Origin of the sequence: Polyangium fumosum, assembly GCF_005144585.1 — a bacterium.
GTDB lineage: Bacteria > Myxococcota_A > Polyangia > Polyangiales > Polyangiaceae > Polyangium > Polyangium fumosum.
On record NZ_SSMQ01000076.1, the window covers coordinates 34,792 to 60,266 of the forward strand.

The following is a 25,475-nucleotide window of genomic DNA, read 5'->3' on the forward strand; positions in this document are numbered from 1 at the left end:
CGTCTCGAACAAGCGCAAGTCATGGGGGTCACGGATCAACCTCGAGCAGGCACCGCCCAAGTTCGTCCGCAAGGGTGCGGGCGTGAGGGCCGATGACCATCGAGAAGTGGTCTCCAGGTACGTCGCGAACTTCAACGGGCTGCGCGGTGTGCTTCGCCCACAGGAGGCTCGGATCCGTGAGGAACTGTGATTCCCTGCCGAGGACAGGGGGGACCTGCTGCGTGGGACGCAGGTAGACGATGCGGCCAGGGTAATGGCGGGGCCGGTAATCGAACATGGCCGATGCGTGTTTCTTCACGGCCAACGCCAGGCGGTTCATGTCGAGCCCCGGGGAGATGGCGCGCGCCTGCGCCAGGAGTTCCTTCACCCGGCCGAGGCGCGCCTCCGGATCGAGGCCAAAGAGCTCGGCGTCCGAGAAGGACACGCCGAGGCCCCTCGCCATCGCGGCGACGAGGAACACGTCCGCCTCCGCCGTGTCGAATACCACGAACGGAGTCTCGGCGTCGGGGCACACGGAATCGAGCAGGACGAGCAGGTCCACCGCCTGCCCCGCGGCAAGAAGCTGTTGGGCCATCTCGAATGCGATGGTCCCGCCGAGCGACCAGCCGCCCAGGAGATAGGGGCCCTTCGGCTGAACCTCGCGCAGCGCCTCGACGTACTGCGCGGCCATGTCCTCGATCCGGGTGAGAGGCTCCAGGCCGTCGTCGAAGCCCTGGGCCTGGAGCGCGTAGAACGGGCGCGTATTGCCCAAGTGGCGCGCCAGATCGGCATAGCAGAGGACCATGCCTCCGAGGGGGTGCACGAAGAAGATCGGGCGCCCGCGGCCAGACGGCTGGAGGGTGACGAGCGGCGACCATCGTTTTGATGCATGATGGTCGCGGAGCTTGAGCGCCATGGCCTCGATGGTCGGCCCCTCGAGCAGCGCCGCGAGCGGCAGGGTGCGGCCGAGCTCCTCCTTGATGCGCGTCATCAGGCGAACGGCCAGCAGAGAATGCCCTCCGAGGGCGAAGAAGTCGTCGTGTACGCCAATCGGGTGGACGGAGAGGATTTCCTCCCAGATCCTGACGAGCGCGAGCTCCGTGGTGTCCCGCGGGGCGAGCATATTGGCATCGCGCTCGGGTCGCGTCAGCTCCGGGGCCGGAAGCGCCCGCCTGTCGACCTTGCCGTTCGGGCTGAGCGGCATGGCCGGGAGCCGCACGAATGCAGCGGGAATCATATAGTCCGGCAGCTTGGTCTGGAGGTGAGCGCGCAGCTCCGCGGCGGTGGGCGAAGCGCCCTCGCGCTCCACGATGTACGCGGTGAGGCGCTTGTCCTGAGGCGAATCCCCGTGCACGACGACGACGACCTCGTCGATGTCCGGGTGCTGGCCCAGCACCACCTCGATTTCCCCGAGCTCGATCCGGAAGCCACGAATCTTGATCTGGTTGTCAGCACGCCCCAAAAACTCGATGGTCCCATCGGCGCGATATCGCGCGCGATCCCCTGTCTTGTATAGGCGCGTACCAGGCTCGCCGCTGCGAGGATCGGCGACGAATTTTTGCTGCGTGAGCTCGGGACGCCTCCAGTAGCCCCGGGCCAGACACACGCCGCCGATGTAAAGCTCGCCGGGGATCCCCACGGGCACAGGCTCCATGCGGGCGTCGAGGATGAAGATTTGCGCGTTGTCGATGGGCCGCCCGATCGGCGCCGGGCCGGGCTCCAATGCTTCGGGGAGGGTGAACGCCGTGACCACGTGCGCCTCCGTAGGACCGTAATGGTTCTGGAGGACGCATCCCGGGAGGGCGCGCACGAGGTGGATGATCGGGCGCGTGATCACGAGCTGCTCGCCCGCAGTAATGATCTCGCCGAGCGCCCTCGGGAGGATCTCTTCGCGTGGTGCCGCCTCGGCGATCTGCTGGAGCACGACGGGGGGCAAGAATGCCCTTTGGATGCGCGCCTCGTCGAGCTTGCGGAGCAGCGCCAGCGGATCGCGCCGTTCTTCGTCACGGAGCAGGACGAGCGTGCCGCCCGCGCTCCAGGTGGAGAAGATCTCCTGGAACGAGACATCGAAGTTCATCGACGCGAATTGCAGCGTGCGCGTCGCGGCGGGGCCCCCAAAGCTGCGGAGCTGCCAGGTGAGCAGGTTGACGAGCGCGCGGTGCGGCATCGCCACGCCCTTGGGCTCGCCGGTCGAACCGGACGTGTAAATGATATAGGCCAGGCTGTCCGGCGTCCCGGTCGGGGCCGGATCATGCGCCGGCTCGCGGCCAAGGACCTCCTCGTCCGCGTCGAGGCAGATAAGCCTGGCTCCGCCCGCCGGGAGGCGCGGGGCAAGGCTCGCCTGCGTCAGGAGCACGGGCGCCGCCGCGTCCTCGATCATCGACACGATGCGCTTCATCGGGGAGAGCGGGTCGATGGGCACATAGGCCCCGCCTGCCTTGAGAATGCCGAGCAGGCCTACCACCATCGCGATGGAACGCTCGACGCAGATCCCGACATTCACGTCCGGTCCCACGCCCAGCGATCGCAGGTGATGCGCGACCTGGTTGGCCTTTTGGTTCACCTCGCGATACGAAAGCTCCTGCCCTTCGAACTCCACCGCCACCGCGTCGGGCGTCCTCCGCGCCTGCGCCTCGAACAGCTCGTGCACGCGGTCCGCGACGATGGCGTCGGTCCGGGTGTCGTTGAATCCGAAGAGCAGCTCGTGCCGCTCGCCCTGCGAGAGCAGCGGCACCTCCGCGACCCGCCGCGACGGCGCCGCCGCGAGGCCCTCCATCAAGATCGCGAAATGGCCGACCATCCGCGCAACACTCGCGGGATCGAACCTGTCCGCGGCATACTCGATCCGGAGCAGCAGCTCGGGACCGGGCACGACGAGCACCGTGAGGAGGTAGTTGGTCTGCTCCATGGTGCAGACCTCCTTGATGGCGAGCCCGTGCAATCCCTGCCGCAGCGACGCATCGACAGGATAGTTCTCCACGACGAGCAAGCTCTCGAATAGGGCTCGGCCGCGCGGGACGTCGCTCCATCCCTGCACGCGGGACAGCGCGCTGTGCGCGTGGGGAAGCATCTCGGCCTGCTGCTCCTGGAGCTGCTTCAGCCAGGATAGGACGGGAACGTCCGGCGGCACGCGCACCCGGACGGGCAGCGTGTTGACGAACATGCCGACCATGGACTCGATTCCGTCGAGCCCACCGGAGCGGCCCGACATCGTGGCGCCAAAGACCACGTCGCTCTGGCCGCTGTAATGCGAAAGGAGGAGCGCCCACGCGCCCTGCGCCAGTGTGCTCAGCGTCAGCCCCTCCGTGCGCGCGAGCCGATCCAGTGCGGCGGTCGCATCGGCTGACAGCCGGCGATCCTCCATGGGCGCCAGGTTCGCGGGGGCCGCCACAGAACCTTTCGGACGATCGACGAAAAGCGGTGTCGGTTCGGAGAAGCCCTCGAGCGCACGCCTCCAGTACGTTTCGTCGCGTACCGGATCTTGCTGCCCGAGCCAGGCGATGTAGTCGCGATAAGGACGCGGCGAAGGCAGCCGTGCCGCGCTCCGCAGGTGCGCCGCCTCGTAGCCGTCGAAGACCTCCTTGAGGACGCGCGCCATCGACCAGCCGTCCAGGAGGAGGTGGTTATGACTCCAAATGAGTTCCACCTCATCCTCCGAAAGCCGGTGCAATGCGCAGCGAAGCAACGGGGCGCGCCCCGGATCGAAGCCGCGGGCGCGGTCCTCCGCGAGGAACGTCGCGCGGAAAGCCTCCTTCTCGCCTGCCGTAAGACCGCGGAGATCATGCTCCACCCACGGCAGCTCGACGCCGGAATGGACCACCTGCAAGGGCTCCTCCACGCCCTCCCAGACGAAGCTCGTCCGCAGGATCGGGTGTCGATCGAGGGCGCGTTGCCACGCCGCGCGGAACGCCTCGACGTCGAGCCGGCCGGCGATCCGGAAGGTCATGTGATTGAAGTACACACCTGACGAGGGCTCGCGCAGGATGTGATAGAGGATGCCCTGCTGCACGGGCGTCAGCGGATAGAGGTCCTCCACCTCGCGGCCCCGGCCGACAAGCTGGTCGACCGCCCCCTGCGTGAGGTGCGCCAGCGAATAGTCCGACGGCGTACGGCCACCGGCCTCTGGGGAGAGGCAATGCGCCAAGAGCGCGCGTAGCTCCGTCATGAACCGCCGGGCCAACGCCTCGATGGTCTCCCGCCGGTGGATGTTTTCGCTGTATGCCCAGACGACAGAGAGGCGCCCCTCGGCGACCCAGCCATTGATCTCGATCCAATGGCCGCGGCGCGCTTTCGGGCTGTGCAGCGGGCCCGTGGGCCCGTCGGTCCAGCGGAAGAGTTCCGAGGAGGTCATGCTCGCGTCCATCTGCCCCAGGTAGTTGAAGCTGACCTCAGGAGACCGATGCTCGACGCCCTGCGAAAGGAGCATCGATTCAGGGGAGAGATAACGGAGCAGGCCATACCCCACGCCCCGCTCCGGAATGCGCCGGAGCTGCTCCTTGACGCTCTTCAACGCCTCTCCCGGCGACGAGCCTGGGAGCTCGATCGATACCGGGAACAGAGCAGTGAACCATCCGACCGTGCGCGAGACGTCGAGATCGGAGAACAGTTCCTCCCTGCCGTGCCCCTCGAGATCGAAGCGCAGCGAGCGCTCGCCGGTCCATGCCTCGAACGCCCGGACGAGCGCGGTCAAGAGTACGTCGTTGATTTGCGTGCGGTAGACCGACGGCACGTCCTGGAGCAGCGCGCGGGTCTCCTCCGCGTCGAGCGCGACCTCCACGCGACGTTCGGAAGCCACGGTGTTTGCGCCGCCCACCGCGTCCACCGGCAGCGGCGTGGCGGCGGGCAGCGCCTGCCAGAACGCAAGCTCCCTGAGGACCACGTCCGTACGCGCATGGGCCGACAGACGCTCCGACCACGCCTTGAACGACGTCGTCTTGGCGGGTAGCTCCGGCAGCTCTCCGCTCCGCAGTCGGCGATACGTGGTCTCGAGGTCCTCGAGCAGAATCCTCCACGATACGCTGTCGACCGCGAGGTGATGAATGATGAAGAGCAGCCTGCCCGGCCGTTCCGGTCCGAGATCCAGCAGCGCGACCCGGAGGAGCGGCCCTTCATCGAGCCGCAGGCTCGCCTGCAGCTCCGCAGCGCGCGCCTCGATGGCCGCCACCTGCTGCTCCTCGGCTATCGCCGAAAGGTCGATCTCCACGACCTCCACCTTCTCGTCGAGCCCGGCATTGATCTGGCGGACCGACGAGCCCTCGCGGAGGAACCGGAGTCGCAGCGCGTCGTGATGGCGTACGAGCTCCGCGACGGCTCGCTCGAGGAGGCGCGGATCCATGCGCTCGCGCGTCTCGAGCAGGACGGCTTGATTGAAATGGTGCGGCTCGGGGCGATCCTCGTCGAAGAACCAGCGCTGAATGGGGGAGAGCTCCACGGGGCCGGTGACGGGCCCCTGATCGGCCTCCTGCCTGGCCGCCGTGGTGGCCACTCCGGCGAGCCCCGCAATGGTCTGGTGCACGAACATCTGGCGCACGGAAAGGGCGAGGCCTGCCTGCTGCGCCTTGCTCATGACCCGAATGGCGAGGATGGAGTCGCCTCCCAGCATGAAGAAGTTATCGTGCACGCCGACGCGCTCGACGCGCAAGACGTCCCCCCAGATCGCGGTCAGCAGCTCCTCCTTGGCGGAGCGCGGTGCCACGTAATCGCCCTGCGCCTCGGATCGGGACCGCGAGGGGGCTGGGAGCGCCTTGCGGTCCACCTTGCCGTTCGGCGTCAGCGGCAGCACGTCCAGCTCGACGTACGCGGACGGGGCCATGTACTCGGGCAGCTTGCGCTTCACGAGCTCGCGGAGCGACGGGACGAGCAGCTCCGCCTGCCGCGACCGGAGCGGGTTGTTGATGGTGCCTTGCGCCGTGCTCCGCGAAGCCGCCGGCTCCGGGCGCCATGCCTTCGGCCTCGCCGCGATTGCGTCTCGCTCGAGGAGCGCGTCGAAATGAGAGTGCCCCGACGCAGCCGACCAGGTGAGACGAACCGTGTACCCGAGGCTCTCCCCGAGCTCCCCTAGCGACTCGGGCGAAACGGCTCCTTCCGCGGCGGAGGCGGCGAGGGCGGCGATTTCGCCCGCGGTCCCCTCGTCCTTCGAGAGCAGATCCATGGCGTGACAATCGGCGTACACGCGCGCGCTCGGGATCCCCGTGATCACGGCCGTGCGTGGCTTGGCCTCTCGCAACCATTGCGAGAGCGAGGTGAGGTCGTCGCTTCGCTCCCACTGCCGCGACGCATCGATGCTCACCGCCTCCAGCTCCTCTTCGACGAAGAGCACGACGTCGTAGCGGTAGCGAGTCATTTCATCGTCGCCGCGACCGCGCTTGAGCCAGATCTCGGCATGCGTGAGCCTCGGGATTTCGTCGCAGAGCGATCGAAAGAAATCAGGGGCGACGAGCAATTCGCCCTCGGACTCGACGGCGTGGCTCCACCGCTCGCGCAGCGTCGCGACCGGCGTGTCCGGCGCGGCCCGATAGAGCTCGACGGAGGCATGGAACGCCTCGAGCAGGGCCTGATTGCGAATGTCGCCCAGGAACACCCTGCCGCCGCGCCCGACCGCCCGCACGGCGCCCTCGATCACCTCCCGCAGATACGCCGAGCTCGGGAAGTACTGGACGATCGAGTTGAGGATGATGGTGTCATACGTCCCGGCGTCCTCCCCGGTGAATGCGTTTGCCTCCCGGCGCTCCAGGCGCACGTGGGAGAGCCCGCGCATCACGAGCTCCGGGCGGAGCTTCTGGAGGACAGGCTCGGAGAAGTCGGTGCCCAGATAGGCGTCACAGCCCGGAGCGATCTGCAAGAGGAGGAGGCCCGTGCCGCAGCCGATTTCCCAGACGCGACGCGGTTCGAGGGCGCGGATGCGCGCCACGGTGCAATCGCGCCAAACGCGCATGAGCTCCTCGGCGTAGGGCTGTCGCGTATAGCTGCTCTCCCAGCCGATGGTATTGAGCGTGGCGTCGTCTCCCAGCGCCGGCTTTTGGTAGAGATCGTCGTAGAGCGCCGACCACTCCTGGATCTGCTGGCTCGCGAGGTCCGCGCCCTTCTCCGACTGCGCGGTGCGGCTCCGGTCGGCGACCACATAGGCGACGAGCCTCCGGTCGCCGGGCGTGTCCTCCCGCGCCACGACCACCGCGTCCTTCACACCCGCGTATTGCAGGAGCACGCTCTCGATCTCCCCGAGCTCGATGCGGAAGCCGCGGATCTTCACCTGTTGATCGGCGCGCCTCAGGTACACGAGCGCGCCGTCCGGCGACCTTCGGCAGACGTCACCCGTCTTGTACAACCGCGCGCCGGGCTCATTCGAGAAGGGATCCTCCACGAACCTCGCGGCGGTGAGCTCGGGCTGATTCAGGTATCCGCGCGCCACGCCCGGACCGCCGATGTAGAGCTCCCCCGGCACGCCGATCGGTACGGGTCGCATGTGCGCGTCCAGCACATAGAGCCGGGTGTTCGCGATAGGCCGCCCAATGGGCACGGTCACTGCGTCCCCCGGTACGTTCTCGACGAGGTGCCAGGAAGCGAACGTCGTGGTCTCTGTCGGACCATAAACGTGGAGCAGCCGCGCCGGAGCGCCGTGCGAAATCACCTCGCGGACGCAGCCCGGATCGACCATTTCCCCCCCGAACAGGACGGTGCGCGCCGTCGCGAAGGCCTGTGGGGCGTCACGCGCGATCTGATTGAAGAGCGCCGTGGTGAGGAAGATCGTGGTGATCCCCGTCTCCCGTAGCTTCCGCGCGAGCTCCTGCGGGTTCAGGGTGACGTCGCGGGACAGGCCGACGATGGAGGCGCCGTTCAAGAGGGGGCCCCATATCTCGAACGTGGCCGCGTCGAACGCGCAATTCGCCGCTTGGGCGACACGATCGGTCGGGTCGATCCGAACGTAATCGGTATCGAGCACCAGGCGCGTGATAGACCGGTGCTCGATGGCGGCGCCTTTGGGCTGGCCCGTCGAGCCCGACGTGTAGATCACATACGCCAGGCTCCTCGACGTCGTACCCGACGCCGGATTCGACGTGGGCAGGTCCGAGAGGAGCGTGTCGCCCTCTTCCAGGTAGACGACGTGGCCGTCGTGCTGGGGCAGCCGGTCCTGGAATCGCACCTGGGTGATGACCACCGGCGCGCGCGTGTCCCGGAGCATGAAGGCGAGTCGCTCCTTGGGATAGGTCGGGTCGAGCGGAACGTACGCCCCTCCCGCCTTGAGGATCCCGAGCAGCCCCACCACCATTTCCACCGACCGCTCGATGCAAATGCCGACGAGCACCTCGGGCCCCACCCCGAGCGACCGCAGGTGATGGGCGAGCCGATTGGCGCGCCGGTCGAGCTCTCCATACGAGATGCGCTGCTCGCCATACACCGCCGCCACGGCGTCCGGCGTCCTCGCCGCCTGCGCCTCGAAGAGCTCGTGGACGCAGCGATCCTTCGGGTATGCGGTGTCGGTCTCGTTCCACGCCGAGATCACCTGCTGCCGCTCGGCATTCGTGAGCAGCGGCAGCTCCGAGACCCGGCGCTCCGGCGTCTCCACGATGCTCTCGAGCAACACCACGAACTGGCCCGCGATCCGCTCGATCGTCGCGGCATCGAACAGGTCCGCGTTGTACTGGAGCCAGGCGAAGAACGTGCCCTTCGCCTCGGCCATCATCATCGTGATATCGAACATCGCCTCCCGCTCGGGCAAGGAGAAAGACTCCATCTCCAGGTCCCCGAGCATGAGCCGCGCGTTCGGGTCGCCGAGCGCGAGCGCTGCCATCTCATCGAAGATATGGGATCGCTGCAGGACGAACATGACGTCGATCATGGGCGTGCGCGAGGGATCCCGGTACGGCAGAAGCTGCTCCACGAGGAGCAGGAACGGGTAATCCTGATGCTCGATCGCGCCGAGCACGGTCTGGGTGATCCGGTGCAGCGCGGCGCGGAAGGTGGGGTCGTCCTCGAAGTTGGAGCGCAGGACGACCGGGCTGACGAAATAGCCGACGACCGATTGGAAGAGATCGCTGCTGCGCCCGGCCACCGCGGAGCCCACGAGGAGGTCACCCTGCCCGGTGATCCGGTGGAGCAGCACCTTGAAGGCAGCGAGGAGGAGCGTGTAGAGCGTCGTGCCCTCGGTGCGCGCGAACGACTTGATTCTCTTGGCGAGCTCCGGGGGCAGGCTGAAGATGTGCAGGCCGCCACGATAGGTTTGCACCGGCGGTCTGGCCCTGTCCGTTGGCAAATGGAGCACGGGCAGCTCGCCGCGGAGCTCCTTCTTCCAGTATTCGAGGTGCCGCTGTCCCTCCGCGCCAGCCAGCATGTCGACCTGCCAGCGCGCGAAGTCGACGTACGTGGCGGGGAGCGCGGGCAGCTCAGCACGTGCGCCCCGAACTTCGGCCGCGTAGAGCGCCGATAGCTCCTTCATGATCACGCCGAGGGACCAGAGATCGACGGCGACGTGGTGCACGACGATCAAGAGCACGTGATCCTCGGGCGAGCGCGAGAAGAGCTCTACCTTCAGGATCTGGCCCCGCTCCAGGTTCAAGCGCTGATGCGCGGCGTCGGCGACGCGCTGGGGGAGCTCCTGATCGCTCCACCCGGAGGTATCCACGATATCGAACGGTACCTCCACGCTCGGCTCGACGCGCTGAAGGACCTCCTCTCCGCGCAGCGCATAGGTCGTGCGCAGCGAGGGGTGGCGACGTGCGAGCTGCTGGAATGCGCGCCGCAAGCTCGCGACGTCCAGGCGAGCCCGGATGCGGAGCGCGGGGATGACGTTGTATGCGGTGCTCTCCGGGACCGACTCGTACAGGAACCAGAGGGCGCGCTGACCATACGAGAGCGGCGCCCAGCCCCCCTGCTCGGATGCCGGCGCCGTCTCGGACGCGTGGGCAACCGGGAGGGGTGAGGCCTCGGCCTCGCTGGCATCGAGCGCGAGCTGCGCGAGCAGGGACTGGCCCAAGGACGCGACGTCGATATGGGTGAGGAGCAGGGTCGCCGGGAGCTTGAGCCCGAGGCTCGTCGCCAGCCGATTGCGGAGCTCCAGGCTCATGAGCGAGTCGACGCCCAGGCTGCCGAACGCGGCGCGGCGATCGATGTTCGCGGCGGGGAGGCGCAGGATCCTGCCGAGCTCCTCGATGATGTGCCTCTCGAGGAGCGCCGGACGCTCCTCGGGTGCGGCATTCATGAGCGCGTCGCGGACACGATCTGCCTGCCCTGCATTCTGCTTCGCCGAGTCACCCTCGCGCGAAAGCGTCGACCACAACGGCCTCCCCGCAGCGGCGGGATAAAATTCGAGCCATTTTTGCAGATTCAGATCGAGCACGCCGGCTTGGCAGAGCCCCGCGCGAAGCAGACGCTCGAGCACGTGCGCGCCCTCCTCGGGCGAGATGCTCTTGATCCCGCGATACGATAACCTTTCCCCGCGGTTTTGCTGCGCCGCCGCGAGCCCCACCTCGGAGAACGGTCCCCAGTTGATGGACAGCCCCGGGAGCCCGAGCGCCCGGCGGTGGTGCGCGAGCGCATCCAGGAACGTATTCGATGCCGCGTAGTTCCCCTGGCCGGGCGAGCCCACCAGCGAAGCAGCCGAGGAATACAGCACGAAGAAGTCCAGCCCCGAGCGCAAGCTCCGGGTGTGCAGGTTCCAGGCGCCCAGGATCTTGGGGCCCATCACCTTCTCGAAGGACTCCCAGGTGAGCTCCACCGCCATGCGGTCATCGATCACCGCCGCCGCGTGGAGGACGCCCCGGAGCGGCGGCGCGTGCCGCTCGATGTCCTCGAACATTCGATCGACGTCGGCGGACCGCGAGACATCCGCTGCGACGACCCGGATCTCGGCGCCCCGCTCCTTCATGGCGGCAATGGCCGCCTGCGCCGCGTCGGTCGGTTTGCTGCGACCGACCAGGACCACATGGCGCGCGCCCTTCTCGACCATCCATTGCGCGATCGATAGCCCCAGCCCGCCGAGACCACCGGTGATCAGATAGGAACCGTCCGAGCGGATCGTGGGGCCCTCGATTCCGTTCGCATTCGTGGTCCGCGCGCTGGTTCGGACGAGGCGGGTCACGTAGCGCCCGTCCTCGCGCAGGGCGACCTGATCCTCCCCATCCATCGAGGCAAGCTCGCCGAGCAGCGCCGACGCCTCGTCCTCACCTCGCTTCGGGCTCAGATCGACCTGGGTGCAGCGGAGCTCGGGGTGCTCCAGCAAAAGGGTCCGGCCGATGCCCCATACCGGGGCCTGCGCGGGCGCCGTCACCGCGGACCCTGCCGGTTGCGCTCCACGTGTCACGAGAAGCAGCCGGGGAAGCCCTTGCCATCCGGCTCCGAGCAATGCCTGCGCGAGATGGAGCGCGCTCATGGTCCCCTGTCGCTGATCCGCGTGCAGCGTCTCCGGCGTCGTCTGCTCGATCGGCGTGGCGTCGAGGCTCCCCATGTGGATCACGCCGCGGCAGGGTCGCTCCGCGCCGAAGGCATCCTTGAGCACGGCCCGATAGCCTTCAGGATCCCGCCCGTCGACCTCGTACAGCCCCTCGCGGATGCGCGCATATCGCTCCGCCGGGAGGACCTGCACGCAGGCTTCGCCCCGAGCCTCGAGGAGCGCCGAAACCGCGGCGCCCGCCCCACCCCGGTCCATACACAGCAGGAAGGCGCCGGTGGACGGCTTCGCGCCCGTTTCGGGAGCTTCCACAGCGCGATCCTTGCGATGCCATGCAAGCTCGTACAGCCATCGATCGGAGGGCTCCTCCTCGTCCGACGCGCTCTTTGCGTGCGATTCGGCAGTGAGCCCGGCGGCCTCGTCGCGCAGCGGCAGGCGGCGCGCGGCGGCGGCGTCCATGGGCGGGGGCGCTTCGACCCAGTATCGCTGCCGCTGGAATGGATAGGTCGGCAGCGCGATGCATTGGCCGCCCGACGGGTAGAGGCGCTTCCAATCCACGGCAAAACCGTGGGCGTAGAGCGCCCCGAACGACAAAAGGAGCTCGCGCCGCTCGTCCTGCTCCCGCCGGAAAGAAGGCAGCGCGACGCCGGTGCGCTCGCCGTGCCGCAATGCCTCCTCGATCGCCGGCACCAGGATCGGATGCGGGCTCATCTCCACGAACAGCGTGTGGTCTTCCTGCAGGAGGCGCTGCACGCTCTGGGAAAACAGCACCGGGGCTCGCAGGTTGCGACCCCAGTACTCGGCGGTGAGCTCCGGGCCCGAGGTCACCGCGCCCGTGACGGTGGAGTACATCGGGATGCGGGCAGCACGCGGCGATAGCGCTGCAAGCGAATCCACGATGTCCCGAAGCAGCGGATCCATTTGAGGGCTGTGCGAGGCGACGTCGACCTTGATCATCCGGCAAAACACGCCCTCTTGCGTGAGCCGGGCGGCCACCTCGTCGAGCGCGCGGGGATCCCCGGAGAGGACCGTGGACCGCGGACTGTTGCTGACGGCCACCGACAACCGATCCTCGAAGCCCCGAATCGCCGCCTCCGCCTCCGGAAGCGAGAGCTCCACGAGCGCCATCGCGCCCTGGCCGCTCACCCGACGCAGCAGCTTGCTGCGACGGCAGATGATCCGCGCAGCGTCCTCGAGGCTGAGCGCACCGGAGACGTGCGCGGCGGCGACCTCCCCCATGCTGTGGCCGACCACGGCGTCCGGCTCCACGCCCCACGATCGCCACAATGCCGTGAGGGCCACCTCAATCGCAAAAAGCGCCGGCTGGACGACGTCGATCTGCGCGAGCTTGGACCTTTCGGCGTCGGCGTGGAGCTCCTCGATCACGGAGAAGCCCGATTCGCGCGCGATCGCCTGGTCACACGCATCGAGGGCGGCGCGGAAGGCCGGCTCCTCCTCCCGCAGCCGGCGCCCCATCCCTACCCATTGCGATCCCTGACCGGGATACACGAACACCACCTTCGGACGCGCGCCGGGCGTAGCATCGCCATGCACCACCCCCGCGCCAGCCTCGCCTCGCGTGAATGCCTCCAGCGATGCAGCGATCTCGTCCCGCGTCCGGCCCACCACCGCGAGCCGATGCGCGTGGTGGCTGCGCCGGACACTCGCGGTATATGCGATATCGCGTAGGCTCGTCGCCGCGCCGTCGGCCCATGCCCTACGATACGCCTCGGCCAGGGCGGCGAGTGCCTCGCGGCTCTTCGCCGAGAGCGGCAAGACGACCCACGCATCGGCGGCGGCGGACTCGCCGGCAACACGCGGCGCTTCTTCCAGGACCACATGCGCGTTGGTCCCGCTGATCCCGAACGAGCTCACCCCCGCGAGGCGCGCCTTGCCGCTCGCTCCCCATGCGAGTTTCTCCGTCGGAATGACGAACGGCATGCCATCGAGGTTGATCCGCGGATTGAGCTTCTTGAAATGTAGGTTCCCTGGAATCGCTTGGTGCTGCATGGACAGCACCACCTTGATCACCGACGCGACCCCCGCTGCTGCCTCGAGGTGGCCTACGTTGGTCTTCAGCGCCCCGAGCGCGCAGACCGAGCCGTCCAGGCGCGGCGCGCCGAGCACCGCGCCGAGCGCCTCGAGCTCGATGGGATCTCCGAGCGAGGTCCCCGTCCCGTGCGTCTCGATGTAACCGATGTCTGCGGCCGAGACCCGGGCGCTCTCCAGCGCGCTCCGCAAGAGAGCCTGCTGCGACAGCACGTTGGGCGCAGTGAGCCCCGTGGAGCGGCCATCCTGGTTCATCGCCGAGCCCCGGATCACCGCGAGGACACGATCGCCAGCGGCCATGGCATCCGAGAGGCGCTTGAGAACGAGGACCCCGCAACCCTCGCCGCGCACGAATCCATTGGCCCGCGCGTCGAAGGTCTTGCAGCGTCCGTCAGGCGAGAGGGCACCCGTGGTCGAAATGAGGTCCGTCATCGTCGGGGAGAGCATCAGGTTGACGCCGCCCGCGAGGGCCAGCGCGCTCTCTCCGTTCCGCAAACTCTGGCAGGCGAGGTGGATCGCCACGAGCGACGAGGAACAGGCGGTATCCACCGCGAGGCTCGGCCCACGGAAATCGAGGACATAGGACAGACGTCCGGGAGGAAAGCAATGACCATTGCCGGTCACGTCGTACACGTCGCGCTTGGCGCTGCCGACGGTGGCCTTGAGAAGGGAGAAGTCATTGCTCGACATGCCCACGAACACCCCTGTCCGGCTCCCCACGAGGCTTTCGGGGACCTGACCGGCGTGCTCCAAGGCCTCCCAGGTGACCTCGAGGAGCAATCGTTGCTGTGGGTCGAGGCTCATCGCCTCCCTCGGGGAGATCCCGAAGAACTGCGCGTCGAAGAGATCCACGTCCTTGAGGAAGGCTCCCCAGCGGACGGCGCGCGCCTCGGCGGACACGTCGTCGCCATCCACCGCGCCCGAGAGGCTCCAGCGCTCGGCGGGGACCTCCGTGATGGCGTCGCCGCCGCGCTCGAGCAGCTTCCAGAAGGAATTCGGCCCCGTGATGCCGCCAGGAAATCGGCAACCCATGCCGATGATGGCAATCGGCTGCGTCCGCTCGCGCTCCATGGCCTCGAGCTTCGACTCCATTTGCTTGAGGACCAGCATCGCCTCACGCAGGCGATTGGCATACTCTTGAACAGAAGCGGTCATCGCAGCTTTTCCGTCTTGATACGATTCAACGATTCGTCGAACGCGGCCAGCAGCGCGTCGTCCGGGAGCTCTTCCGCATCGGCGCCCGCGTCGACCCCCCCGAGGGGCTCGACCACAGGTCCGATAACGTCTGCTGGCTCGGATGTGTTTGCCTCTGCGCGGAACTCCATCTTGTCCAAGAGGTGATCCACGAGGGACGTGATGTTGGGATACGTGAAAAGGAGGGCCGCGGAGAGCTTGATGCCCAGGCTGACCTCCAGTCGATTGCGAAGCTCGAGGCTCATCAAGGAGTCCACACCCAGGGTGCTGAACGCGGCCAGGGGATCGATCTTCGCGGCAGGCAATCGCAGCACCCTGCCGATTTCCTCGGCGAGGAGGCGGCCGAGCAGCGCCGGACGCTCGGCCGGCGGGGATGTCGCCAGCGTCTGCCGGAACTTGAGCGCCTCGCCCGCGCCTGGTTGCGCGCGCGTCCCTTCACGCTGGAGCTCGGACCAGAGCGGCATTCCCGCCGCGCTCGGGTAGAACTCGAGCCACTGGCGCAGGTCGAGATCGAACACCCCTATCTGGGCATGCTCCCCCGCGAGCAGGCGCTCCAGCACCTCGAGCCCGAGCGCCGGCGAGAGGCTCTTGATGCCTCGATTCACGAGCCGCTGCTCGCGATTCTGCTGCGCCGCCGCGAGGCCCACTTCGGAGAACGGTCCCCAGTTGATCGACAGCGCCGGCAGCCCCAGCGTCCGCCGGTGATGGGAGAACGCGTCCAGGAATGCATTGGCCGCCGCATAGTTCGCCTGGCCCGGCGCGCCTACCAGCGAGGCTGCCGAGGAGTAGAGGACGAAGAAGTCGAGCGGCCTGTGCGACGTCCGGGTGTGCAGGTTCCAAACGCCCTGCATCTTGGGACCCATGACGTTGCGGACGTGCTCCCGGGAGAGCTCCACGATGGTATGATCCTCGAGGATTCCCGCCGCGTGCACGACACCGCGGAGCGGCGGCATGTGCTGCTCGATCTCCGCGAGCGAACGGTCCACATCCGCGCAAAGGGCGACGTCCGCCTGGAGGACGCGCACCTCTGCGCCCGCTTCCGCCATTGCGGAGATAGCGGCCCGCGCCGCCTCGGAGGGGCCATTGCGACCGAGCAGCGCGAGATGGCGTGCGCCCGCGCGGACCATCCACGCGGCCACGGACAAGCCGAGGCCGCCGAGACCGCCGGTGATCAGATAGCTGCCGTCCGCACGAATGCCCGATCGAGCCGCGCCCATGGATGTCGCGATCCGGGCCTCCGGATCACGCATGTCGACCACGATCTTGCCGACGTGTTGCCCCCGCGCCATCAAGCGGAACGCTTCCTCGACCCTCGACGCGGGGAATCGCTGGCAAGGAAGGGTCGCGAGCCTCCCCGCCTCGATTTCTGCCATCACCTCGCGGAGGAGGGCGCTGACGAGCGCCGGTTTTCTGTTGAGCAGGCCGCCAAGATCGATGGCGGAGTAGCTGAGGGCCTTGCGGAAATGGGAAAGGCCCATCGGGCGGTCCGCATAGATGTCGCGCTTGCCGATCTCCAGGAAGCGCCCGTCGTGCGCGAGGACCGACATGCTCTTCGTGATGGCCTCTCCCGCGAGCGAGTTCAGCACCACGTCCACGCCCTCGCCGCGCGTCGCCTCCAGCACCTCCTCCGCGAAGGAGAGCGTGCGGGAGTCCATGACGTGGCGGATTCCCATGCCGCGCAGCATCTCGCGCTTCTCGGGAGACCCCGCGGTGGCGAAGATCTCCGCGCCGAGCAGCTTCGCAATCTGGATGGCGGCGAGGCCCGTGCCCCCCGCGGCAGAATGGATGAGCACCCGCTCGCCCGCGGAGAGGCGACCCACGTGGCGGAGGGCATACCATGCCGTCAAATAGACGACCGGGATCGCGCTCGCCTCGTCGATACCGATCGAGGAGGGCCTCGGTACAACGAAACGAGCATCCGTGGTCACGTGGGAGCTCGCGCCCTCCAAGGCGAGCGCGATGACGTCCTGCCCGACCATCGCATCGGCGACGCCTTCCCCGACACGAACGACGCGGCCGGCGCACTCGCTCCCGAGCGCAACGGCGCCGTCGCCCTGCCCAGGGTAGATGCCCATGGCCTTCATGACATCGATGAAGTTCAGGCTCGCGACGTCGACCTCGATCTCGACCTGCCCAGGGCCGGGCGGGCGACGCTCGATCCCCTGCAGCGTGAGGCGCTCCAGCACGCCCGGCTCCGAGATTTCGAGGCGGAATGGCCGGCCCTTCGCGGGCTCGAGCCGGCGGGCGGCGCCCGTCCCTCGATCGGATTGGAAGGAGCTCCGGACGAGGCGGGCCACCCAACGCCCCTCCTCCCGCAGCGCGACCTGATCCTCGCCATCGCTCGACAAGAGTTCCGCGAGCAGCGCCGTCGCCTCATCCGCTCCGGGCTGCGGGCTCAAATCCAGGCGCGTGCATTCCATCTCCGGATGCTCGAGCGCCAGCGTACGGCCGAATCCCCACACCGGCGCCTGCGCAATCGCCACCTCGGCCTCCGCCCCGACCGCCTGAGCTCCGCGCGTCACCAACAAGAGCCGCGGCAGATCGCGCCACGCAGCGCGCAGGACCGCCTGCGCGAGGTGCAGCGCGCTCACGATCCCGAGGCGCTGGTCCTTCTCGAGCGTCTCGGCGCTCGTCGCGCCGGTCTCTGCTGCGTCCAGGCTCCACAGATGAATGACCCCACGGCAAGGCTGCTCCTTGCTGAACGCGTCGCGCAGCACGAACCGATACCCCTCGGGGTCCGAGGGGTCGACCTCGTAGAGCCCCTCGCGTACGCGCGCGGCTCGCTCCCCCGCGATCACCTGAATGCAACGCTCGCCCAGGTCCGCGAGAAGCGCGGACAACGCCGCACCCGTTCCGCGTCGGTCCATCCACAACAGGTAGGCCCCGGGCAATGGCTCGGTGCGCGGCGAGGGGGGGGCGACACCGTGGTCTTTTCTTTGCCACGCAAGCGCGTACAGCCATTTCTCTTGAGGAGCCTTGCGCCCGAGCGCGCTCGGCGAGAGCGGCTGGACACGAAGCCCGTTGGCCTCTCCGAAGACCTGCCCGTCGTCGTCGAAGAGGACGATGTCGCCGCTGAAAACGCCCTCGGGGCCGCCTTCACCGTCGCGGCGGCGCGCGTGCACCCACATCTCGCGCCCAGGCCGGCGCGCGAGGCTCGCTCGCGCGAGCCCTATCGGCACATACGGCGCCGCTTCGCCCGTCGTGCCGTCCCGAACCGGAGACAGCCCGCTCACCACCTGAAAGCAGGCATCGAGCAATGCAGGGTGAATCCGGTACGAGGCGGCCTCCCGCGCGGCCCCGTCCGGCAAGCGCACGCGGCCGAGCACCTCGTCCGGCCCGATCCAGAGCTGTTCGACGCCCTGGAATTCGGGGCCATAACCAATCCTGTGCCCAGCCATCCGCTGGTAATGGTCCGCCGCGGAGACGATCGCCGGGCAGCGCGCCTGGATCGCGCTGGGGAGCTCGTGCACCAAGGCCTTGTCTGGCACGCGCTCGCCCACGCGGAGGCTCGCCGTCGCATGCCGCACCCACGCCGTGTCCGACGCGTCACGGCTCGACACCTGGAACGAAGCACGGCCAGGCCCCTGCTCCGTGAGCACCGCTTGCACCGTCCGGGCGCTCCCCTGGGGCAAGGTCAGCATCCGCTCGAAAGAAATTTCCTCGACGGCGTGCGCGCCCTCGCCATGAACCTCGGCTGCTGCGGCGAGCGCCATTTCCACGTAGGCCGCGCCCGGCAGCACCACCTCGTCCTCCACCCGATGATCGGTGAGGTACGAGCTCGATTCGATGCCGAGCGTCCGCTCCCAGAATCGCGCGCCGGGCTGGGTGACGACCGTAAAGGACGTGCCGAGCAGCGGATGGCCCGCGCCAGCGCGCGATGCACGCGGCGCGGCGACCGCCGCCTCCTCCAGCCAGTAGCGCTCTCGCTGGAATGGATACGTCGGCAGGGGGATGCACTGCCCCCCCGAGGGGTAAAACCGCTCCCATTCCACGGCGTGGCCGTTTGCGTAGAGCGCGCCCAGCGACAGGAGCAATTCCCGCTTCTCGTCCTGCTCCCTGCGCAGGGACGGCAGCGCCACCCCTCCGCGTTCGCCGCGACGCATGGTCTCCTCGATCGCGGGCGTGAGGATCGGATGTGGGCTCATCTCGACGAACAGCGCATGACCGTCCGCGAGCAGGCGCTCCACGGCCTGCGCGAAGAGCACCGGTTCGCGGAGGTTGCGCAGCCAGTAATCGACGCCGTACATCGCGCCGTCGTTTACCTCGCCGGTGACCGTCGAATAGATCGGAACCGCGCCGGCCTGGGCCTCGACCCCACGGAGGACGTCACGGAGCTCCGGCAGAAGGAAATCCACCCGGGGGCCATGCGAAGGGACGGTGCCCTTCACCATCCGGCAGAAAACCCCTTGGCCGCGCAAGCGCTCCATCAGCTCTTCGAGCGCGGCGATTTCACCCGAGAGCACGGTGGCCCGCGCGCTGTTGCTGCCGCCGATCGAGATCCGGCCGTCATACGGCGAGATTGCCTGCGCGGCCTCGGAGACGGTCATCTCCACGAGCGCCATGGCCCCGCGGCCGATGAGCTTCTTGAGGAGCCGACTCCGGCGGCACACGACGCTCGCCGCGCTCTCCAGGGACATCGCACCCGCGACGTGCGCCGCCGCGATCTCGCCCATGCTATGGCCCACGACCGCGTCGGGCTCGACCCCCCACGCGCGCCATAGTGCCGACAGCGCGACCGACATCGAGAACAGGACCGGCTGGACGACGTCGATTTCCGCGAGCCGAGAGCGATCTGCGGCCGCGTGCAGCTCTTCGATGACCGAGACGCCGGACTCTTGCGCGATGGCGCGATCACACGCCTCCACGGCGGCGCGGAAGACCGGCTCTTCCCTGAAGAGCTCGCGTCCCATGCCGAGCCATTGCGCGCCTTGGCCGGGATACACGAAAACGAGCTTCGGTCGCGCGCCCGACCGCGCCTCGCCCCGTACGAGCCCAGCGGCGCGCTCACCACGCGCAAAAGCTTCCAGTGCTGTACGGAGATCGTCCCGCCCCCGGCCCACCACCGCGAGCCGGTGCGTGTGGTGGGCTCGGCGGACGCTCGCCGTGTAGGCGATATCGTCGAGACCCGCCGTCAGCTCTCCAGACAGGAAGCTCGCACATGCGCCGGCCTGGGCGGCCAGCGCCTCCGAGGTCTTCGCCGAGAGCAGCAGGACGCTCGGCCCCTCCGAGGGGGCAGATACGATCGTCCGCGGCGCGGGCGCCTCCGCCACCACCACGTGCGCATTGGTCCCGCTGAGCCCGAACGAGCTCACCCCTGCAATGCGCGGCGCGCCGTTCCTGGGCCACGGCAGGGATTCGCTGGCCACCTTCACCGGGAGCTCGGCCCACGGAATGTGGGGGTTCGGCCCCGTGTAATGCAGCGACCGCGGGATACGATCGTGGCGGAGCGCGAGCACCGCCTTGATGAGCCCCGCCACCCCCGCGGCGGCCTCGGCGTGGCCGAAGTTCGACTTCACGGAGCCGATCACGACGGGTTGATCCGCCGGCCTCCCCTCACCCAGCACCGCGCCGAGCGCCTGCACCTCGATCGGGTCGCCCAGCGGCGTGCCCGTCCCGTGCGCCTCCACGTACCCGACCGCCGCGGGCGCCACGCCCGCCTGTTGGAGCGCGCGGCGGATCACCGCCTCCTGCGAGGGACCATTGGGGGCCGTCAAGCCATTGCTTCGCCCGTCCTGATTGACGGCCGTGCCTCGGAGCACCGCCAGGATCGGATCGCCGTCCCGCTCCGCGTCCGAGAGCCTTTTCAGCACGACGATGCCGCACCCCTCGCCGCGCACATAACCATCCGCGTCCGCCGAGAAGGTATGGCAACGCCCCGTGGGCGACACCGCCCGTACCTTGCTGAAGTACACCGTGGCGACGGGCGAGAGCATGAGGTTGACGCCGCCAGCGAGCGCCATCGAGCACTCACCAGCGCGGAGCGCCTGACACGCCAGATGCACCGCCACGAGCGACGACGAGCACGCCGTGTCCACCGGCACGTTCGGCCCCTTGAGCCCAAGCCAGTACGACAGGCGACCTACCGTCGTGCTATGCGCCGTCCCCAGCAGCGAATACGCATCTATCGCCTCGGGCTGCGATAGCGCCATCGTCTGGTATTCGTTGCTGCATATCCCCATGTACACGCCCGTGTCGCTTCCCAGCAGCCGCGACGGCGTTTGCCCTGCACGCTCCAGCGCCTCCCAGCTCACCTCCAGCAGCAGCCTCTGCTGCGGATCGATGCTCGCTGCCTCCCGCGGCGAGATCTCGAAGAACCCCGGGTCGAAACCATCCACTCCATCGAGAAACCCGCCCCACCGTGTCGTCATCTTCCCCGGCGCGTCAGGATCTGGATCGTAATAGGCGTCGATGTCCCAACGCTCTTTGGGCACCTCGCCGATCGCATCCACGCCCTCGTCCAGCAAGCGCCAGAAGCTATCGAGGTCCTTCACGCCTCCTGGATATCGGCATCCGATTCCCACGATCGCGATCGGCTCCTCCGTCGACACCGACACCGCTGCGGGCGCCGCTGCGCTTTTGCTCTCTGCCGGCTGGAGCTGGCCGAGCAGATACCGCGCAAGTGCCTCCACCGTCGGGTGATCGAATACCAGCGTCGCCGGCAGCGTCCTGCCCACACGCGCGGCGAGCGCGTTGCGCAGCTCCACCGCCATCATCGAGTCGAGCCCCAGCTCCCTCAACGGGCGCTCCGAGGGCACGTCACTCGGCGCTCCCAGCGCCAACACCTTCGCGATTTCGGCACGGACCGATGCTGCCATCTCCCCGAGCCGCGCCTCCGGCGCCATCCCGAGGAGCGACGCGGCCCACCCCTTCGCCGCGGGCGCTCGCCCTGGCCGCTGCACGAGCAGACTGCGCCACAGCGGCGGCACCACGCCTGCAAGCGATTGCCGCAGCACTCGCAGATCCACCGGCAATACGCAGAGCTGCGCCTCGGGACGCGACAACGCTTGCTCCAGCAGCCGGAGACCCTCCTTGGGCAATATCGTGCCCATTCCCTGCCGCGCGAGCCGGCTCCGCTGCACCTCGTCCAGCGCCTCCGCCATGCCTCCCTCGGCCCACGCTCCCCAGTTCACGCTGAGCCCCGGCTGCCCCGAGGCACGCCGCTGCGCCGCAAGCCCGTCCAGGAACGCATTCGCTGCCGCGTAGTTGCTCTGTCCCGCTGAGCCCAGCACCGACGTCGCAGACGAAAAGAGCACGAAAAAATCAAGCGGGAGCGCCCGCGTCTCGACGTGGAGGTTCCACGCGCCGCGCACCTTCGGAGCGAGCACTCGCTCGAAGCGCTCCGGGCTCTGCTGCGTCAAAATGCCATCGTCCAAAACACCCGCCGCGTGAATCACGCCACGCAGCGGAACCTCGGGCGGCACCGCGTCGAGCAGCGCACGGACCGCCGATGCATCGGACACGTCCGCTTGTGCGACCGTGATCCGCGCACCCGCCGCACGCAGCGCCTCCACCGCGGACAGGCGCTCTCCCTCCGGCGCACGCCGGCCCACGAGCAGGATATGCCCGACGCGGTGCTCCTCCCAGAGCCACCTCGCAACGTGCAGCCCCAACGCGCCAAGCCCACCTGTGATCAGCACCGTCCCTTCCGCAACGATGGGCGACGCCACGGCCTCGCCGACAGGGAGCAGGGCGATTTTGCCGATATGCCGGGCCTGGGCCATGAGCCGGAATGCGGCCTCGGCGTCGGTGATCGCAAACGAGCGCACCGGGAGGGGGCGCAGGTGGCCAGCGGCAAAGCCCTCCAGGATCGTCCCGAAGAGCTCCTGGATCCGCGCTGGAGCGGCCTCGAGCAGGTCGAACGCTCGATAGAGGATGCCCGGATGGACCGCCGCCACCGCCGATGGCGAGCGGAGATCGGTCTTGCCCATTTCGAGGAACCGTCCCCCGGACGCGAGCAGCTCCATCCCGGCGTCCACCAGCTCACCCGTCAGGGCATTGAGCACGATGTCCACGCCGGCGCCCCCGGTCACCGCCCGGAACGCCTCGGCAAACGAGCGCGTTCGGGAGCTCTGGACGTGCCGCACGCCCATCGCCCGGACGACGTCCCATTTCGACGGGCTCGCCGTGGCCAGCACCTCGGCGCCCGCCCACGCGGCGACCTGCACGGCCGCCATGCCCACGCCACCCGCGGCGGCGTGGATCAGCACCCGCTCGCCGGCCCGCAGCCCCCCCAGGTCGCGCAGCGCATACAGGGCCGTCAGGAAGGCAATGGGCACCGTCGCGGCCTGCTCGGCCGAGAGACCCTGCGGCTGCCGGGCCACGAGGCGCGCGTCCACCGTCACGAACCGGCTGAAGGCCCGCGGTGCCAGCGCCATCACGGCGTCGCCTGCGGCGAGATGCGAGACGCCCTCCCCCACGGCCGTGACGATTCCTGCGCACTCGCCGCCGAGGGGCCCGGCCTCGCCCGGATACATCCCCAGCGCATTCATCACGTCGCGGAAGTTGAGCCCCGAGGCCGTCACCCGGATCTCGACCTCACCCGCGCCAGGGGCTTGCCGCTCCGCCGCGACCAGGCAGAGCTTGTCGAGGAGGCCTCGCGCCGCCGTCTCGAGGCGATAGGATGTCGCGTCGGGGACCCCAAGGCCCGCACGCGTCGGCGTCTTGATCAGTCGCGCCGCGTGACGTTTGCCTCCGCGATAGGCCACCTGGGACTCTCCGTCCGCAGCGCCGAGTTCTCGCCGCAGGGAGCCAATGGCATCCGGCGCCCCAGGTTCCAGGTCAATCAGCGTGCACCCGAGCTCCGGGTGCTCCAGCATCACCGCACGGCCAAGTCCCCAGAGCGGCGCCTCGGCCACCGCTACCGCCTCGCTCGCGTGCACGGCCTGCGCGCCCGCGGTCACCCAGAAGAGCCGCGGCGCGCTCGCCGCCCTGCGCGTCCCGAGCGCCTGCACCAGCGTCAGCGCCGCCGCCGTGAGCGCGGAGACCCGGTCCGCTGTCGCGTCCGCGAGCGTCCGCTCTGCGCCAAAGAGGCACACGACACCTTGCAATGCAGAGCCTGACGCGTCGAGCGCAGGACCAAGCGCCTCCGCCGCGCTCGTCGTGACGTCTGCGCCCAAGGAGACGGCGACGCAATGCGCGCCCGTCGCCCGGAGGCTCGCCGCCAGCGCTTCTCCCAGGGCCGAGCCCGCTGTCAGCACGAGCCACGTGCCCGCCGACAGTCCCGTATCGTCGGGCGCCTTCACCTCTTGCCAGGCCAGCGAATACAACCAACCCGACGGCGCGCCCCCCTCCGCGTGGCGCAGCGCTGCGGCCTCGGCGCGCTTCAGCCGCACGCCGGTCACCTCCGCCAGCACCTCGCCGCGCTCGTCCAACACCACGACGTCACCCGACAGGAACTCGGCACCGGCGCTCCGCCCGGGGGTCGGCCGCGCGTACACCCACGCCGCGGTCGCTCCGGGTCGCCAGACGGTGGATCCCCCGATCTCGAACGGCAGGTACACCAACCCATCGGCCAAGGCGCCCATCGCTGCGCCCAGGGTTTGCAGCGCCGCATCGAGGAGCGCCGGGTGGATTCCATAAGCGTCCGCGTCGTCGCCAGCCTCCGCGGGCAACACGAGCCGGGAGATGGCCTCGCCCTCGCCGCACCAGAGATCCACGATCCCCTGGAAAGCGGGGCCATAAGCGAGCCCTGCCTCCCGCCATTTCGCGTAAAGCTGCTCCGTGGCCTGCTTCTCACGGCACCGCGCGCGCGCCGCCGCGAGATCGATCGCCGGAGGCTCCGCCTCCTCGAGGCACGGCTGTACCCGCCCGGTGACGTGCTCGGTCCACGGATCGCCTGCAAGCGCGGCCCCGGGCTGGCTGTAGATCGCCACCCCCAGGCCCTCCGGCCCGTCCGACAGCACCACCTGCACCCGCCGCTCCCCCGCCTCCGGGAGCACCATCGGCGTTTGCAGCACCATCTCCTTCACACGGTGCTGCCCCGGGCCCCCACGCGCTGCCGCCGCTGCGTGCGCAAGCTCCAGGAACGCGGTCCCCGGCACCACCGCTTGCTCGAAGATACGGTGATCCGAGAGATACGGCGTCGTCTGGACACCCAGCGAGCTATCGAATACCGCTCCCGCGCCGGCAACGGGCAAACGCTCCCCGAGCAGCGGGTGTCCCGACGCTTCCGCGCGCCGCGTCCCACGCCCGCCGTCGATCCAATATCGCTGCCTCTGCCACGGGTACGTCGGCAGCAGCACGCATTGCCCTCCCCCGGGATAATGCCGCTGCCATTCCACGGGATACCCTCCCGCGTACAGCGCTCCCAGCGACAGCAACATCGTACGCTGCTCGTCACGCTCTCGCCGCAGCGACCCCACGACCTGGCCGCTCTCCCCGCTCGCCACGAGGCATTGCTCCAGGTTGCTCGACAGGACCGGGTGCGGGCCGACCTCCACGAAGACGCGGTCCCCATCTCGTACGGCAGAGCGGATCGCCTGCGCGAACTGGACCGGCTCCCGCAGGTTTTTCCCCCAATAACCGGCGCCGAGGTCCTCACCCTTGATCTGCTCGCCCGTGACGGTGCTGTACATCCTCCGGGCCGCGCGCCCCACCGCCACGCGCCCAAGCTCCTGCACCAGCGCACCCTCGAACGGCGCCATCACCGGGCTGTGAAATGCGTAATTCACCCGCAACATCCGGCAATCTACGCCCTGGCCTTGCAGGCGCTCCAAAACCTCGGAGAGCGCTGACGCCTCTCCAGCGAGCACCACAGAACCCGGATCGTTGACCGCTGCAATCGCGAGCCGGCTCGCCATCCCCTCCAAGGCCGCACGCGCAGCTTCCTCGGGGAGCGCCACCGAAGCCATCTTCCCCAGCCCCGTCGCAC

Annotated in this window: 2 protein-coding genes; both read right to left on the bottom strand. The window is 68.8% G+C overall.

Annotated elements, in window-relative coordinates:
* Positions 1–28 precede the first annotated feature (28 nt).
* Positions 29–14,566: a non-ribosomal peptide synthetase/type I polyketide synthase gene (locus E8A74_RS43045; protein ID WP_136934963.1), complete on the bottom strand. Its 14,538-nt coding sequence runs from the start codon at positions 14,564–14,566 to the stop codon at positions 29–31.
* Positions 14,563–25,464, bottom strand: coding sequence for a type I polyketide synthase (locus tag E8A74_RS43050; RefSeq protein ID WP_269749936.1), 10,902 nt, complete (start codon positions 25,462–25,464; stop codon positions 14,563–14,565). Before E8A74_RS43050 ends, E8A74_RS43045 begins: the two co-directional genes overlap by 4 nt.
* Between the last annotated feature and the right edge of the window lie 11 nt (positions 25,465–25,475).